Genomic DNA, 16,139 nt, shown 5'->3' with positions numbered 1-16,139 from the left:
CCCTCCCAAATTATCGGGAAGGCTTTCTAAATAAATAAAGGTTGAAAATTACCTAACCTGAAACTGATACCTGATCTGCATACCATCTGGGCTAATGGCATTTACAGTAGCCATATTATTTCTGCCCGAAGAAATAGCTGTTTCTATATCATCCACTTTAGCGATTGGCCGACCATTAATTGAGGTAATAATTGTACCCTGAACAATATCCATTTGATCAAAGAAACCACCGGGCTTCACATTACTTACCACAACACCGGTACTGATCTTATATTTCTTTTTAAGTATATCACTGGCCGGCGCAAAGCTTGCACCTAGGTTCTTGGTTACTGCACTGTTAGCACTATTATTTGCCGTACGAACCGAATCTTCGCCTTTAAGAGTGACATTCGTAACTAATTGTTTACCAGCTCTTAAATAAGTTAATTGAACTTTATCACCTGGGCCAAGTCGACCAATTCGCTCCTGAAGATCAGAAGGTGAAAAAATCTGATTCCCATCTACTTTTGTAATGATGTCACCTTCTTTTAATCCGCCTTGAGCTGCGCCGCTACCAGGAATTACTTCATTAATGTAGAGGCCATTAATTTCTGACACTCCGAGACGTTTAGATTGTTCTGCATCAAGGCCAGTGAAATTGACTCCTATATAACCTCTACGTACAGAACCAAATTCCTTAAAATCATTCAAAACTTTCTTTGCAAGATTGATAGGAATAGCAAAACCATACCCTTCATAACTGCCACTCTGAGAAGCAATTGCAGCATTCACTCCAATAAGTTCACCTTTAGTATTCACCAAAGCCCCACCACTATTACCACGATTAATTGCTGCATCGGTTTGTATGAATGACTCGATGGCGGTTCTTGCCTGCGGCTCTCCATCACGATCCTGACTGTTCCCTTGATCAAGGATGCCTATCTGTCTTCCCTTAGCACTTACAATACCTGCTGTTACAGTAGTGTTAAGAGCAAAAGGATAACCTACTGCCAGAACCCATTCACCAACACGCACATTATCAGAATTACCCAATTTTACGATTGGAAAACCTGTGCCCTCAATTTTAATTAAGGCAAGATCGGTGTTTGCATCTCTTCCTATAACCTTTGCCACAAGTGAACGTTTATCTGGTAAGATAACGTCGATCTTATCTGCATTATCAACAACATGGTTATTGGTTACTATATATCCATCATCAGAAATGATTACACCAGAACCTGATCCTTGTGCCGGCCCTTGAGAACGCCTGCGGCCTCCAAAAAAATCTTCGAACAGATCCTGCATCTGCTTATCTCGACCAGAATTGCCTTCAGTAGAATTATTATTATACGTCGTTTTAATATGTACAACAGCCGGAGTAACCGAAGCTGCAGCTTGGGTAAAATCAAGTTCACCAGAAGATGAGTTTATAGTAGGTGAAGGATTATTTGTAAAATACACTTTTTGCTTATCTTCAAAAGTTCCTCCATCCTGCAATTTATTTTCAATCAACTTATACGATCCAATAGCAACTGCTCCACCAAGGCAAGCGGTTAAAAAAGTTATTCCAATCTTATTCATATGTTCAATTTTATTTTTTATACAGTGATTATAGTTTAACAAAATTAATACCAGTTAAACGCAATACAAGTAATTCTAATATCCTTTTTATGTTAAAAAATGTTAAATATTATTTTAGCACAAGCTGTCATTAATATTCTGAATTAAAGCAATTTCAAATTTAATACCGAAATTTAGATAATATTAGGTCAGGCATTATCCACAGATCTAGAAAATTTGTTAATTACGCTCAAGTTATGAAATTAAATTTTTTAAAATACGAAGGTGCAGGGAATGATTTTATACTGATAGATAACAGAAACAAATCATTTTCGCTAATTAATGATACGGCGAGTATCAAAAAACTCTGCGACCGACACTTTGGTATTGGAGCAGATGGCTTGATGGTGCTTCAAATGAAAAATGGCTTTGATTTCGAAATGCTCTATTTCAATGCAGATGGTAAAGAAGGAAGCATGTGTGGAAATGGCGGAAGATGCATTGTTGCATTTGCTAATAAGCTGGGATTGATCAAAAAAGAAACTAACTTTTTGGCAGTTGATGGTCCGCATTATGCCACAATTTCAGAAAATGGCAATTTAGTAAGCTTACAGATGATTGATGTTCATGAAATCCAAACAGAAGGCGATGCATTTGTTCTCAATACTGGATCACCACATTATGTATTGGAAGTTGAAAATCTGGCTTCAAAAGATGTTTATACGGATGGAAAAAGTATCAGATATAATGAAACCTACAAGGCAAAGGGAGTCAATGTAAATTTTGTTGAAGACTTTGGCAACCATTATTTTGTAAGAACCTACGAAAGAGGCGTAGAAAATGAAACATTCGCCTGTGGAACTGGAGTAACTGCCGTGAGCATGGCCATGGCAAAGAAAAAAGGTTTGACTGGTAGCATTAAAAATTCAATCAGAGTACCTGGAGGGAACTTGAATGTAAACTTCAATTATGATGGAAATACATTCAATAATGTATTCTTGGAAGGTCCAGCAACATTTGTATTTGAGGGTTCAATAAGCCTTTAAGTTTGTAAAAAAAAGTATTTATAAGATTACATTACAAATAATTACTCTGTGATCATTCCGAAATCCACAAAAAAAGGATAGTAAAGCTATATTCTATTGTTATTTTTTTATTACAAGGGCACTTTATATCAAAAAATAACATTTTTTTGGAGTGCCCCCGAAAACAAGAAAATTCTGTTTAGATTTAGAAATTTTTATTGGTGAGCTTGCCAATATTTTTTCTAAATTCCAATGTTAAGAGTAGATAGCGAAAAGCCATGTAAAATTGTATATTCAATCTGTAAGCATGAGTTTTTAGGCTTTTTGATCGAACCACATGTTGTACAATTAAATTCAGATAAGGGATTCTCACTTACCTATCAAAGGCTTTTCAGCACAACTGCGCTCGAGTTCTCTTCCATATTAAATGAAACTGACTTTAAGCTTATAAAGCTCCTGGAGGAAACGGAACAGGGGCATATTATCAAGCGATATCATAAAAAGGCTATTAGGCCTGTTGAATATTTTAGGACCATTTTTAATGAAAATATTTACGATACGTTAAGACCCAAAATTGAAAGGAAACTAGTTGAGGCCTTAAAACTAATTGGCAACAAAGACCTTTACCTGATGAGTAAAGAGGGCTGGCCAGTAGAAAAAAAACTTAGTATTGCAACAGAGTCATCATCTGTATTATTTCATTTCAGACGCAATCTGATAGAAACACGATATTTCCCAACCATCAAATTTCAGGGACAGCGAATTGAATTTATGTTTAAGGACGCTCAAATCATTTGTAATCAGCCCGCCTGGTTATTACTTGATGAAGTTCTTTACTATTTTGAGGAAGATGTAGAAGGAAAAAAATTACAACCCTTTCTGAATAAACGCTTTATATCCATACCAAAATCTTCTGAGAAAACATATTTCGAGAAATTTGTTGCCCCCTTAATTGAAAAACATGCCGTTTATGCCGAAGGGTTTGAAATCAGGACAGAGAAATTTGAAGCGATACCTATTTTGAAATTACTTCATTCAGACAGCGAGGCGCCTGAATTGCAATTGTATTTTAAATATGGTGATTATATATTCCCATCGGGAAGCGACAGACGAGTTACTGTGCGAACAGAGAAGCGCGATAATGACTATATTTTTCACCGAATAAAACGCTCTCTGAGTTGGGAAAAAAACAAGATTAATATATTGCAGGAACTAGGTTTAAGCTCTTCGGGATCAATTTTTTCAAACGTATATAATCCTATAAGCCGGGATAAGGATTTAGAAGATTCTCCTTTTAGCATTATCAACTGGCTTAATGAGCATCACGATGACCTAGAAACCAATGGGTTTTTGTTTGAACAAAGTCAGGGAAACAAGCGATATGTAATTGGACGAAGTAAAGTTGATCTAGAGATCAGGGAAAATAATGATTGGTTTGATATTCATGCGGTGGTTCATTTCGGACCCTATCAGATTCCATTTGTAGATCTCAAAAATCATATTCTCAATAAGATACGTGAGTTTAAACTCCCATCGGGCGAAATTGCAGTCATTCCTGAGCAATGGTTTGCACAATACAGTAATTTGCTTCAATTTTCGGAAGGTAGTAAGCAGCTGAAACTTAAAAAACATCATATTGGTCTGATTAATGATTTCAGTACTAGTGAGCTGGCTATAGTAAGTATGGACAGAAAGCTTAAAAAGCTGGCTAATTTTGAAGAAATAGAAGAAATTGATATCCCGAAAGCTTTCCATGGACTATTAAGGCCATACCAAAAAGCTGGCTATGACTGGTTTCATTTTCTAAGAAAATATAATTTCGGTGGCTGCCTAGCAGACGATATGGGTCTTGGTAAAACCGTTCAGACCCTTGCATTGCTTCAAAAGGTTAAAGAAGATAACCATGAGATTGGTGTACATACTACTTCACTGATTATAATGCCAACATCACTAGTTTATAACTGGATGAATGAGGCTAAGAAATTTGCACCAAAACTTAAGATACACGCACATACCGGAACTTTTAGAAATAAAGACATCGAAATATTTTCGAATTACGATGTGGTGATTACTACTTATGGTATTAGCAGGGTTGATATTGAGATATTAAAAACATTTTTCTATGAATATATTATTCTTGATGAAAGCCAGAACATCAAGAATCCTGCATCCAAATCATTTAAATCAGTAAAAACTTTAAAATCAAAACATAAACTCATTTTGAGTGGCACTCCGGTTGAAAATACTGTGAATGACCTTTGGACACAGATGTCATTTATTAACCCAGGGTTATTAGGCAGTCAAAGCCTTTTTTACACTGAATTTGTAATCCCAATTGAAAAGAAAAAGGATGAAGAAAAAGCTTCAAAGCTTCAGGCATTAATAAAACCATTTGTATTAAGGAGAACTAAAAACCAGGTTGCCACAGAGTTACCTCCAAAAACAGAAAATTTGTTTTACTGCCAAATGAGTGAAGAACAGAAAGATTACTATGAAGAGGTAAAATCAGAGTATCGTAATGAATTACTTCTAAATCTTGAGAATGGAGGCTTTAAAAAATCACAAGTACAGGTATTACAGGGATTAACTAAACTCAGGCAAATTGCTAATCACCCAGGAATGATTGATGAAGATTATACAGGTGATTCTGGTAAATTCGAAAACGTTATTCATACACTCGAAAATGTACTATCTAGAGGACATAAGGTTCTTGTATTTTCACAATTCGTAAGGCACCTCGCTATTTACCGCAAGTACTTTGATTCAGAAAAAACTCCGTATGCCTATCTAGATGGGACTACAGCTAAACGTGGTGAAGTTGTTAAAGAATTTCAGTCAAATAAAGATATCAAGCTCTTCCTAATTTCAATCAAAGCAGGAGGGGTTGGATTAAACCTTACAGAGGCCGATTATGTTTTCATTCTAGATCCATGGTGGAATCCGGCAGTTGAGCAGCAAGCAATAGACAGGACCCACCGGATAGGACAAAACAAAAATGTTTTTATCTATAAATTTATAACCAAAGATACGGTTGAAGAAAAGATTCTTGCCTTGCAAAACAGAAAACGTAAGGTTGCTGAATCATTAATCACAACCGAAGAAAGTTTCGTTAAATCATTAACTGTAAAAGATATTGAGGATATCTTGAACTAATCATTTGGCTCCTATTTTGGGAAGCGTAAGCCTATACTTAACGGCAATGGTTCGTACAAGAATGATAATGAATACGCTAATAAAGGAATTCATATTATCATCAATTCCAAACAATTTTAATACTACAAATACTGCTGCACCCGAAAGGCATGCGGTTGCATATATTTCTTTCCTAAAAATAAGCGGTATCTCGTTAATTAAGGTGTCTCTGATCACTCCACCCATTACCGCTGAAAACATTCCCATAATTATTGCAGCCAGCGGAGAAACTCCAAACTCAAGTGATTTCTGCACTCCAACAACCGTGTAAAGGGCGATACCTAAGGTGTCAAACAGGAAAAATGTCTTTCTATATTTTAAAATATAATACTTAAAAAAAATAGCAACCAATACCCCTATTGTTATGGCTATCAAATAATTACCATCAGAAACCCAAGCGGGTCGGGTTCCAAGGATCATGTCTCTTAGTGTGCCACCTCCAACTGCGGTAACAAAACCAGTAAACGTAACCCCAAAGATATCGCGGTACACATTCTTATCGGAGGCAGCCAGGGCCCCCGAAATTGCAAACACCAAAGTGCCGAGTAGGTCAATATAATATGGTAACTGCATTTTTTTTAGAAATCTAGCTTAATTTAATGATTTTCATTCATTGTTCTTATCGGCATTCAAAAAAATGAGATACTGGTTCATGCTAATGAAACTTGCTCCTAAACTTTCAAGATGACTAGTGTAAACCTGACAATCAATCAGTTTATAGGTCTTATTATGACAAAGCCAGATCAGGGCAGCCTTTGAGGCATTACTAACTTTGCTAAACATACTCTCGCCACAGAAAACAGAATTTATATGGACTCCATACAAACCACCAACAAGCTGTTCGTTTTGCCAAACCTCAACCGAGTGTGCAATGCCTAATCTATATAAATTAATGTAGGCCTCCTGCATATCACTTGTTATCCAAGTACCATCCTGATCTAGACGACTGATGGTGGCACAAGCTTTAATCACATCCGGGAAAGCGGTGTCAAAAGTAATCCTGAATTTATCAGAATTCAAGAGTTTTTGCATTGATTTAGAGATTCTTAACTGATCAGGGATCAATACAAACCGTTGATGTGGGGCATACCATAAAATAGGAGTTTCTTCAGAAAACCATGGAAAAATTCCGGACTTATAGGCTAAAACTAATCTTTCAACAGAAAGGTCGCCACCCATAGCCAGAAGCCCGTCATTACCTGCAAGCTCAGGTTCAGGAAACCATAGTTCATCTTCAGATAAACAAATAACATGGATAATAGCTTGCATTTTAATCAATTCAGAAACAGAAGCAAAATAGTGGGAGTTAACAAAAGAAGCGAATACAGGGCCAATGATCTCAGATTAAATTTGTCTTTGAAAAATAAAACAATAGCTATACCAGGTAAAAAAATAATTAATACAAGCATTGGAAGCGAGAGTAGCTCATAAAATACCCCGGTAAATGCAAAATGATAAACATCAGTAGTATTTCCAATAATCCAAAAAAGTGCTACAAAAAAACTGATCACAAATACGCTCTTGTTATTGATTGAATTATGAAAGCTGCTTTGATTTTCTAGCATTATTGAATATGAAGAAAACAGGTATAATTATTTACAGTGTTGTTCAATGAAATCGGCTGCTCTGTCACTACCTACTAATCTAACCATTTGGAAATCTTCGCAAGCGCCCTGTGAGTCGGCTTGTTTAAGCTTACGCTGAGCTTGTTTTATTAATCGCTCAATAAATTTATCATCATAACCTAGCTGCATTTTTATGGCTTGAATACGCATCTCATCAGCTTCATTATAATTGCCAGGAATTTTTTTATCATAGTAATTGAAGATCACCATACTCATTCCTTCTCTGGCATGGTAAGCACTGATTGCGGCATTAATTTCGTCTTTAGTACGCTGCTCACATTTATAACCCTTCAGAGTAAAGTTTACTGGAAGCACCATAGATACTAATGTATCATGATTAGCCGGCATGATCCACCTACCGGAAGTAAGACGCACCACACGTAAAGCTTCCTTATCAAGATCTATCCCAAATCCCTTTTTTACCTCTGAGTAATAGATCTTACCCTGCTGGTTGATTTTAAAACTAACCTGAACTGTACCCTGCAAACAATTATCGCGCGAATAATCAGGATAGATCAGGTTATTGTAGATAAAGGTTGCTAAATTCTTCTGTCCACCTTTAAAAACAGGCTGTTCATCTGCAAAAAGAGATGTGATATTAAAAAATAAAACAAATATCAAGTTGATAAACATATTTTAAATTTAATAAATTAATGAAGAAAACTTAGTGGAAAGTTTGAGTTAGCAAAATAGCAGGATCCGGACAGTTACCTAGAAAATTGACCCTCTCAGAAAATTGACATACTCCAGGATAATCTCCATCATAGCCTTGCATATCAAAAACAAGCTGAAAATGCAGATGCGGAGGCCAGTTCCCATTCTCTGAAAAAATTCCAAATTCGGCAATCTTTTCGCCCTGCTTAATTGCTGCCCCCTTTTGTAGCCCGTCGATACTGCTCAAGCTCAAGTGACCGTATAAAGAATGTAAAATCAAACCGTCCAAATCATGTTCAAGTATCAATGTGGCACCATAATCGCCAAAATTTTCATTAAATCTGAAACTTTGAATTTGGCCTGATAGTGGTGCATAAACAGGTGTTCCTGCATCTGCCCAGATGTCAACACCCAGATGTAATCGACGCGGTTCTTCTAAATGATCAAACAATTCACTCCTAGAATAAAGTGTACGATACTCATTATAACCACCTATACCGTAGCGGCAATTATGCTCCTTTAATTTTTGGGATACCCAAGATGAAAAGGATGAAGTGTCAGCGATTATTTGAGGTTTTAGCTCTTGATTGGAAGAGCTGAAGTCAAATGGAAATAATGTATCAGTTTGTGCATTGAAATCAACCAATGGTGAAACATATTCGGGATGATTTTTCAGATAAAGCTCGAGCTGAGTCAGCCTACTCATGCAAACAAAAAGTAATAATTGTAAATATAATGCGACAAAGCACCTGCTACTACAAATACATGCCATATCTCATGACTATGAAAAGTATTACCCATAGGCTTGTCTTTATAATAAAAGAAAGTACCCCCAATATAAAAAATACCCCCTAAAACCATCCAAGCAATTGCTGAAACTGGTAATTTTTCAGCCATCTCTTCCATTAAAGGTACAATCAATGCACCCATAGAAATATAGATAGCCAGTGAAAGCCCGGTATGCTTTAATCGATTAAATATTTTAAGTAGGCAACCGGCCAGAGCAATGGTCCAGATCATACCGAACAAAGTCCATCGAACCCAGCCATCAAAAACCAGTAATGCCGTAGGTGTATATGAACCTGCTATCATCAGGTAAATACAACAATGATCAAATTTCTGCCAGAAGCGGATCTCCCTTTCAGTTGTAGGATAGCTATGATAAGTTGAACTTATTCCAAAAAGGACAAAAGTGCAAATGCCATATACCCATGCGGCTGTATATTCAATCTGACTGTCTGCCCGGCTAAGCAATAGAATTGTACCAGGAATAGCCAGAACGGCAGGAACTAAATGAGTATAAAAGTTTATCGGTTCTCTTATAGTTCTCATACTGATTAATCTTCGCTTTCTGAATCTTCGGGCTGACGAGGTTCTTTGCTGATTTTATCAAAGATCTTATCCATTCGCTCTACATATTCACTGGTATCATCCAGAAAAAATTCTAGTTGAGGTACTATTCTTACTTGATCTTTGATACGATTACCCAATTTATATCTGATTTCATTGGCATGAGACTTAATAGTATTTATAGCAAGCGAGTTATTGGTACTATTAAAAAAGCTCAAATAAACACGGGCTATAGCAAGATCAGGTGATACCCTTACCTTAGTAATGGTCACCAGTATATTAGGCAGAAAATTCATTCCTTCTCTCTGAAATATTTCAGCTAGATCTTTTTGAATAACTCCTGAGAACTTTTGTTGACGTTTTGATTCCATAAAATGGGAGAAATTATTGGCCTGTTGTACAAATTAACTAAAATTAGATGTGAATGTATTAGTCAGGTTTTAAAGATGACCCTAATGCGATAAATAGAATTACGTATCACTCTTTAATACACTTTATATAAAAGAATTTATTAATAAAGTAATTTATCGTATGGATAGCGTTTTGTATGAATGGCCTTTACCTTTTCATACAAAACAGACCTGAATTCGTCAACATTTTCTCTATTGAGTGCTGATATAAAAATTGCAGGATTCCGATCCTTGCTCATCCAGCTATTTTTAAAATCAGCCAAACTCATTGGCGGTTGTTCCTCCTGAGGGTCATAATCAGCAGGTTTATAAGCATCAATTTTATTAAAAACGGTGATTATTTCTTTATCTATCGCACCCATTTCCTTAAGTGTCTCATTCACTGTATTGATCTGATCTTCAAAATTTGGGTGGGATATATCCACAACATGAATCAGGACATCCGCTTCACGCACTTCATCCAATGTAGATTTAAAACATTCAATCAGGTGATGTGGAAGTTTGCGGATAAAACCAACCGTATCCGATAGCAGTAAGGGTAAATTTTCAATTACAACTTTTCTAACGGTTGTATCAAGAGTAGCAAAAAGTTTATTTTCAGCAAAAACCTCAGATTTTGAGATCATATTCATGATGGTTGACTTGCCAACGTTAGTATAGCCAACAAGGGATACTCTGATCAATTGACTCCTGTTTTTACGTTGAGTTTCGTTTTGCTTATCAATTTCTTTGAGACGTTCCTTTAGAACTGAAATTTTATTAAGGATCAAGCGACGGTCAGTTTCAATCTGGCTTTCTCCAGGTCCACGCATTCCAATTCCACCCTTTTGACGTTCAAGGTGAGTCCATAAACGTGTTAATCTAGGTAAGAGATACTGAAGCTGGGCAAGTTCAACCTGTGTTTTTGCTTGTGATGTTTGTGCTCTTCTGGCAAAAATATCAAGAATCAGGTTGCTCCTGTCAAGAATCTTTACCTGTAGTTCATTTTCAATATTTCTAAGTTGTGATGGAGAAAGCTCGTCATCAAAAATAACCATATCAATCTCTTCCGACTTTACATAGGCATTTATTTCTTCTAGCTTACCAGTTCCAACGAATGTTGCTCTGTCGGGACGCTGCATCCTTTGTGTAAATGCCTTTTGGGTATCGCCACCTGCAGTCTCAACTAGAAATTTTAATTCATCCAGATATTCCCGGGTTTGTTCTTCAGATTCGCCGGGTTTAATTATCCCAACCAGAACTGCTCTTTCCGGTTTTACTGTGGTATCATAAAATTTTAGTCTAGGCATTTATCAGTATTAACAAAGTACAAAGATAATGGTTTGTAAGGGTCAATTGATCGTATCCTGTCAGAATATCCAAGAATACGATTTTTAAAAACCCAGACCTTAAATTTGAGCTACAAACTCTTTCATTGCCTTTCCTGGATCTACTTCTTTCATAAAATTCTCACCAATCAGAAAGCCATGAAACCCCGCACTTTTTAGATCGGCAATTTTCTTAGGATCACTTATTCCGCTTTCTGAGATTTTCAAAAATTCGGAAGGAATATGATCAACCAAGTCAAAAGAATGCTGAATTGAAACAGAGAAATCACCCAAATTACGGTTATTCACCCCAACCGCATCGAGCTCTTCACAAAGACTACGATTTAATTCATCAAGATTATGAACTTCAAGCAATACATTCATGCCCAATGATTTGGCCAACTTTGCAAGGTTTTTAATTTCGTTAGGATTTAAAATAGAAGCAATAAGAAGAATGATATCTGCCCCCAGAGCCTTTGCTTCTATAATCTGGAATTCATCCAGCATAAAGTCTTTCCTTAATACAGGAATAGTATTGGCCTTCCTTGCAGCAATAAGATCTCTGTTATTTCCTCCAAAAAAACTCTCGTCTGTTAAAACAGAAAGTGCAGATGCACCCGCCGCGGCATACCCATTTGTAACCTCTTGTACACTCAGTTTATCATTAATGATCCCCTTTGATGGAGATTTACGTTTAAACTCTGCGATAATACCTGTACGTGCTGGATTTAAAATGAAATCACGCAATGAAAAGCACTCCCTAGTAAAAAACTCACTTTGCTCAAGTTTAAGCAGAGGTATTTCAAGCTTTGAAAATTCTATTTCCTCTCTTTTCTTTTCAACTATCCGATCAAGAATATTTCCCGAGCCACTCTGTGAAGATTTCATATCGTTTTATTCCTATTAATTTGTATTCCGAAACTTAACTCAACCAATTTGTAATCAGCAATTTACCATGCTCAGTAAGTACAGATTCTGGATGAAACTGAACTCCTCTAACATCAAGAGTTTGATGTCTTAAAGCCATAATCACTCCTTCAGTGTCAACCGCAGTTACTTTGATTGCCTCAGGTACCTTGTCATTTCGTACCGCCCATGAATGGTAGCGGCCTACATTAAAATTTGTTGGGCAATTAAAGAAAAGTCTTTCCTGATCATCAGTAACCGTGATCTCGGTAGCCCTTCCATGAACCGGACGACTAAGATTATATAACTCGCCTCCAAAAACCTCTGCAATTGCCTGCAATCCAAGACAGATACCAAGTATACTCTTGCTATCTGAATACGTACGAATCACATCTAGCAATAATCCTGATTCGGATGGAATACCTGGACCAGGTGAAAGAAGTATCTTATCAAATGCATCGACATCAGCAAGCTGAAACTTATCATTTCGCCAAACGGTGGCTTGATGGCCGGTTTCATTCAGCAGATGTACCAGGTTAAAGGTAAATGAGTCGTAATTATCTATTACTAATATGTTCATATTCTATTATTTCAATTAAAACTAAATTGTATTGAAGTCGGAGGTCAGAGATCAGACAACTGATAACCGATAACTGATAACTGATAACTGACAACCGATAACTGATAACTGATAACTGATAACTGATAACTGACCTTCATATCTCCCCAGCCATCTCCAAAGCCTTCCTTAAAGCCATGATCTTGTTATTTACTTCATTCAATTCGCTTTCCGGATCAGAATCTGCTACAATACCTGCCCCTGCCTGATAATGAAGTACATTATTTTGACTCATAAAAGAGCGAATCATTATAGCATGATTAAAGTCGCCGTTAAAACCCATATAGCCAATTGCTCCACTATAAAAGCCGCGTTTTTGCTTTTCAAACCTGTCAATCAGCTGCATTGCCATGTATTTTGGTGCACCGCTAAGGGTTCCTGCCGGATAGGTGTCGCCAACCACATCAAAAGGATCAACTGAATCCTGTAATTGCCCGGTTACCTTAGAGACCATATGAATCAAGTGAGAATAATACTGAATTTCTTTAAAGGACCTTACTTCAACCTGATCACAATGCCTACTCAAATCATTCCTGGCAAGATCAACTAACATTACATGTTCTGCATTCTCTTTCACATCCTTTTTAAGATTCTCAGCTAATTCAGCATCTAAAAGATCATTACCAGTTCTTTTGAATGTTCCGGCAATTGGATAAATGGTTGCCTGATTGTTTTTTATTGTCAGTTGAGCCTCGGGCGAAGATCCAAAAAGTTTGAAATCACCGTAATCAAAATAAAATAGATAAGGCGATGGGTTAATTGATCGCAAAGAGCGGTAAACATTAAATTCATCGCCTAAAAATGGTTTAGAAAATGCACGCGATGGAACAATTTGGAATACATCACCGCGATAAACGTGTTTTTTTACCTTTTCAACCAGTTCAATAAACTCTTGATCGGTAAAATTCGATTTCTCTTCCCCATTTAAGCTGAATTTATATTCAGGGAAATTTTTATTCTGTATCAGATACTGAATCTTTTCAAGTCCATTAGGAGCGTTCTTATCCATTCGGTGTTCAAGCAGATAAAGTTCATTCTTGAAATGATCTATTATAATAATATACCTGTAAACATGATACTGCATCAGGGGGATATCTCTCCCTTCTGCCGGGCCAGATTGCAGCTTAATATCTTCAAAATGCTCTATGGTTTCGTATGCAAAATATCCGAAAAGGCCGTTTGAGATGAATTTAAAATCAGTATCGGAAGTTGACTCAAACTGCTTCCTAAAGTCAGAGACATGCTTTTTCAGGTCAAGATCGCCTAAGGGATATTGCTCTCTAGTGCCATCAGGGAAATAGGTCTCCAGCTTATCCCCATTCAGTATAATGCCAGCAATCGGATCGCAGCATACATAACTTAAACTATTTTCCCTGCTGTGATAATCAGAGCTCTCCAATAAGATACTATTTGGAAAAACATCTCTCAAGCGCAGGTATATACTTACCGGAGTAGTTGTATCTGCCAGGAGCCTTTTATGGGAGGTGTATAATTTATAATTCTTCATAATAAAATTTTAACCGGTCAAATCGTTTTCGGGTAATCGCTGACCAAAAAAAAACCCGACGATTTATGGCGCCGGGTTATATATTGTTTAGATTTTGCTTGACTATGCTATCCTTTCAAAATACCTGTCGCTTGCGCTACTATTAAGCTTTGCCACCAATTGCCAGTATTTTGTTTCATTTTCATCGTTCACAAAAATATAAAGAAATTTGAGATTGCAAATTTTTTCTCAGAGTTTATGACATACCCAATAAAGGACGTCCACTTTGATAAATTGCAACAATAATAACCAAAACTGCCAAACCATAGTATAAAGCAATCGCTCTGTGTTTATTCATAGCATCTTTTGCCTTTTTTGAGCGTGAATGTCCCACCGTAATCAAAATAATTGCGAACAGCATCATCACTGAATGTTCTACCGTCCAATAACGAGTCATCGCATCTTTCATAGCTACAGCCATGTTCGAATAGTTGACCATCGGACTGAAAAAATACAATATCAGGCCTACTAAAAATTGAGTATGTGTAGAGATCATCGCAAAAAGGTTCACTTTACGATTAGTTTCGGAATACGGTTTCTTACCAAACAAACCAATTATTGCCATTAATAATGCTAAGGCCAATAATAACAAGACGATATAGCGAAGTCCGGAATGAAGGCCTAATAAAGTTGAATACATATATTTTTTGTTTGATTCAAAAGTAAATAAAAAAATATCATTATTAACACTACAAAAAATTGTTAGCGCGCATCCAGAAATATAGCCTCAGGGCTACTCGTTAGTAAAGCAATTGCCGATGGTTTTACGTTTCCATTATCTAAATACTTAAAGGTCAAGATTTTGCGTCCAGCCTTTTCTGCCACATAGATCAGGTCTTTTGTGGTTCTATCATCCCAGGCAATATCAACAGGATTTCCAAGTAGGGTATTCAAACCTTTAATTGTAGTTGAAGGACTAACTACTTTACCACCAGCAGTAAATTGTGCAGCTGCATCCTTGATAATATAAATAGCACCATCTGTATCAAATCCGGCAGAGCTGGCCTCTGCAATATCTGTTAAAAGAAGCACATCACGATCTGCAGAATACGTTATTCCATGTAACCGCGCAGCTCCGTTAATGGTTATTTTCTTCGTGGGACTAATATTACCAACGGCAAGTTCAGAAACTTCGTCAAACAACTGAACCTCGGCGCGCGCCAGATCAATTACAACAAACAGGCGGTTATTATCCAAATGTATTCCCCATGGTTGTCCATTAAGCTTCAACTTTTTAAAAGCTGCCGCAGTACCCGTTAAGGTACTTGCTTTGGTATACACATAAATTGCGCTGTCAATATTGCTAGAAACATATAAAACATCGCGCGTTCGGTCGTAAGCCATTTCTCTAGCACTCAGAAGACCCTCATCTACAAATGAATTTGCTTGCATCAAGCTACCATCGGTATTCACTTTAAAAGTTCTAATATTTTTATTTTTTCTGCTTACCTGAAAAACCGTTCCAGAAAATGGATTAAAAAGTATTCCATTTGCGTCAGGTAATTTTGAATCGAATTTATAGGGAACTTTAAATACAGTTTGATCTGCAGGATCAAAAATCATTGTATTTGCTACAGCTGCGTCAGTATCTGCATTTGAAACATATAATCGTGATACCGTGCTTTGTGGCATCGGTTCATTATCATCTTTTGTACATGCAGACAAAATGAATAATGGAAGCAGGTACAAGACCTGAACAATGATTCTCTTTTTCATATTCAGTATCAAAGTTAAGAGTTGAATTGGATAAATACACACCCTTTTTTTTAGCATGTAAATCAAAGCAACATAACAGTAAAGGATCATTCAGAAAATAATCGAAGCGCTAGGCAGTTATTTAAACCATTTACTGATAAATATGGAAAAAATAGATTGTATCTAGAATTGGCATTTTTCAAATTTTTACTAAATAAATAAGCTCCTGATGGGCAGGAGCTTATCTAAACTAACCAATTATAAACCTGTT

General features: G+C 36.6%; 15 protein-coding genes. 2 read left to right on the top strand and 13 right to left on the bottom strand.

Annotated features, from left to right (window positions below; translation table 11 throughout):
- Positions 1–48 precede the first annotated feature (48 nt).
- On the bottom strand, positions 49–1,560 hold the full coding sequence (locus ACIQZ6_RS09215) for a Do family serine endopeptidase (RefSeq protein ID WP_395810380.1): 1,512 nt from the start codon (positions 1,558–1,560) through the stop codon (positions 49–51).
- A gap of 236 nt (positions 1,561–1,796) precedes the next feature.
- Between ACIQZ6_RS09215 and dapF the strand changes: the two genes are divergently transcribed.
- Positions 1,797–2,585: a diaminopimelate epimerase gene (gene dapF / locus ACIQZ6_RS09210; RefSeq protein WP_395810378.1), complete on the top strand. Its 789-nt coding sequence runs from the start codon at positions 1,797–1,799 to the stop codon at positions 2,583–2,585.
- A gap of 231 nt (positions 2,586–2,816) precedes the next feature.
- On the top strand, positions 2,817–5,717 hold the full coding sequence (locus ACIQZ6_RS09205; RefSeq protein ID WP_395810376.1) for a DEAD/DEAH box helicase: 2,901 nt from the start codon (positions 2,817–2,819) through the stop codon (positions 5,715–5,717).
- Here the strand turns inward: ACIQZ6_RS09205 and ACIQZ6_RS09200 are convergent, their stop codons facing one another.
- The 12 genes from ACIQZ6_RS09200 to ACIQZ6_RS09145 form a co-directional block, all read right to left on the bottom strand.
- Positions 5,718–6,329, bottom strand: coding sequence for a trimeric intracellular cation channel family protein (locus ACIQZ6_RS09200; protein ID WP_395810374.1), 612 nt, complete (start codon positions 6,327–6,329; stop codon positions 5,718–5,720).
- 33 nt (positions 6,330–6,362) lie between these two features.
- Positions 6,363–7,025 carry a leucyl/phenylalanyl-tRNA--protein transferase gene (gene aat, locus ACIQZ6_RS09195; RefSeq protein ID WP_395810372.1) on the bottom strand — a complete coding sequence of 221 codons (663 nt, stop codon included), beginning with the start codon at positions 7,023–7,025 and terminating at the stop codon, positions 6,363–6,365.
- A gap of 323 nt (positions 7,026–7,348) precedes the next feature.
- Positions 7,349–8,014, bottom strand: coding sequence for a TonB family protein (locus ACIQZ6_RS09190; protein ID WP_395810370.1), 666 nt, complete (start codon positions 8,012–8,014; stop codon positions 7,349–7,351).
- A gap of 31 nt (positions 8,015–8,045) precedes the next feature.
- On the bottom strand, positions 8,046–8,741 hold the full coding sequence (locus tag ACIQZ6_RS09185) for a peptidoglycan DD-metalloendopeptidase family protein (RefSeq protein ID WP_395810368.1): 696 nt from the start codon (positions 8,739–8,741) through the stop codon (positions 8,046–8,048).
- The gene (locus ACIQZ6_RS09180) at positions 8,738–9,367 is read right to left on the bottom strand and encodes a hemolysin III family protein (protein ID WP_395810366.1); all 630 of its coding nucleotides are present in this window, start codon (positions 9,365–9,367) and stop codon (positions 8,738–8,740) included. The genes ACIQZ6_RS09185 and ACIQZ6_RS09180 overlap by 4 nt, the downstream gene beginning before the upstream one ends.
- Positions 9,368–9,372: 5 nt before the next feature.
- Positions 9,373–9,756 (bottom strand): 30S ribosome-binding factor RbfA, encoded by a 384-nt coding sequence (gene rbfA, locus ACIQZ6_RS09175; RefSeq protein ID WP_395810364.1) that lies wholly within the window; start codon positions 9,754–9,756, stop codon positions 9,373–9,375.
- 140 nt (positions 9,757–9,896) lie between these two features.
- Positions 9,897–11,084: a GTPase HflX gene (gene hflX, locus ACIQZ6_RS09170; protein WP_395810362.1), complete on the bottom strand. Its 1,188-nt coding sequence runs from the start codon at positions 11,082–11,084 to the stop codon at positions 9,897–9,899.
- A gap of 99 nt (positions 11,085–11,183) precedes the next feature.
- Positions 11,184–11,990 (bottom strand): indole-3-glycerol phosphate synthase TrpC, encoded by an 807-nt coding sequence (trpC, locus tag ACIQZ6_RS09165; RefSeq protein ID WP_395810360.1) that lies wholly within the window; start codon positions 11,988–11,990, stop codon positions 11,184–11,186.
- Positions 11,991–12,024: 34 nt separating this feature from the next.
- A complete protein-coding gene (locus tag ACIQZ6_RS09160; protein WP_395810358.1) occupies positions 12,025–12,588 on the bottom strand; it encodes an anthranilate synthase component II in 564 nt (187 codons plus the stop codon).
- 136 nt (positions 12,589–12,724) lie between these two features.
- Positions 12,725–14,134: an anthranilate synthase component I family protein gene (locus ACIQZ6_RS09155; RefSeq protein ID WP_395810356.1), complete on the bottom strand. Its 1,410-nt coding sequence runs from the start codon at positions 14,132–14,134 to the stop codon at positions 12,725–12,727.
- 235 nt (positions 14,135–14,369) lie between these two features.
- Entirely contained in the window at positions 14,370–14,813 is a 444-nt protein-coding gene (locus ACIQZ6_RS09150) for a cytochrome B (protein ID WP_395810355.1), read from the bottom strand.
- Positions 14,814–14,875: 62 nt separating this feature from the next.
- Positions 14,876–15,889, bottom strand: coding sequence for a hypothetical protein (locus ACIQZ6_RS09145; RefSeq protein ID WP_395810353.1), 1,014 nt, complete (start codon positions 15,887–15,889; stop codon positions 14,876–14,878).
- Between the last annotated feature and the right edge of the window lie 250 nt (positions 15,890–16,139).

This window comes from Daejeonella sp., assembly GCF_044348475.1.
In the GTDB taxonomy this organism is placed as follows: domain Bacteria; phylum Bacteroidota; class Bacteroidia; order Sphingobacteriales; family Sphingobacteriaceae; genus Daejeonella.
This window is presented reverse-complemented; position numbering and strand designations above follow the sequence as displayed.

Bases quoted from the DNA above. Each gene is read 5' to 3' on its own strand.
- ACIQZ6_RS09215 (WP_395810380.1), bottom strand. From the start codon at position 1,560: ATGAATAAGATTGGAATAACTTTTTTAACCGCTTGCCTTGGTGGAGCA.
- ACIQZ6_RS09200 (WP_395810374.1), bottom strand. From the start codon at position 6,329: ATGCAGTTACCATATTATATTGACCTACTCGGCACTTTGGTGTTTGCA.
- hflX (WP_395810362.1), bottom strand. From the start codon at position 11,084: ATGCCTAGACTAAAATTTTATGATACCACAGTAAAACCGGAAAGAGCA.
- ACIQZ6_RS09205 (WP_395810376.1), top strand. From the start codon at position 2,817: ATGTTAAGAGTAGATAGCGAAAAGCCATGTAAAATTGTATATTCAATC.
- rbfA (WP_395810364.1), bottom strand. From the start codon at position 9,756: ATGGAATCAAAACGTCAACAAAAGTTCTCAGGAGTTATTCAAAAAGAT.
- ACIQZ6_RS09155 (WP_395810356.1), bottom strand. From the start codon at position 14,134: ATGAAGAATTATAAATTATACACCTCCCATAAAAGGCTCCTGGCAGAT.
- aat (WP_395810372.1), bottom strand. From the start codon at position 7,025: ATGCAAGCTATTATCCATGTTATTTGTTTATCTGAAGATGAACTATGG.
- ACIQZ6_RS09160 (WP_395810358.1), bottom strand. From the start codon at position 12,588: ATGAACATATTAGTAATAGATAATTACGACTCATTTACCTTTAACCTG.
- dapF (WP_395810378.1), top strand. From the start codon at position 1,797: ATGAAATTAAATTTTTTAAAATACGAAGGTGCAGGGAATGATTTTATA.
- trpC (WP_395810360.1), bottom strand. From the start codon at position 11,990: ATGAAATCTTCACAGAGTGGCTCGGGAAATATTCTTGATCGGATAGTT.
- ACIQZ6_RS09180 (WP_395810366.1), bottom strand. From the start codon at position 9,367: ATGAGAACTATAAGAGAACCGATAAACTTTTATACTCATTTAGTTCCT.
- ACIQZ6_RS09190 (WP_395810370.1), bottom strand. From the start codon at position 8,014: ATGTTTATCAACTTGATATTTGTTTTATTTTTTAATATCACATCTCTT.
- ACIQZ6_RS09145 (WP_395810353.1), bottom strand. From the start codon at position 15,889: ATGAAAAAGAGAATCATTGTTCAGGTCTTGTACCTGCTTCCATTATTC.
- ACIQZ6_RS09185 (WP_395810368.1), bottom strand. From the start codon at position 8,741: ATGAGTAGGCTGACTCAGCTCGAGCTTTATCTGAAAAATCATCCCGAA.
- ACIQZ6_RS09150 (WP_395810355.1), bottom strand. From the start codon at position 14,813: ATGTATTCAACTTTATTAGGCCTTCATTCCGGACTTCGCTATATCGTC.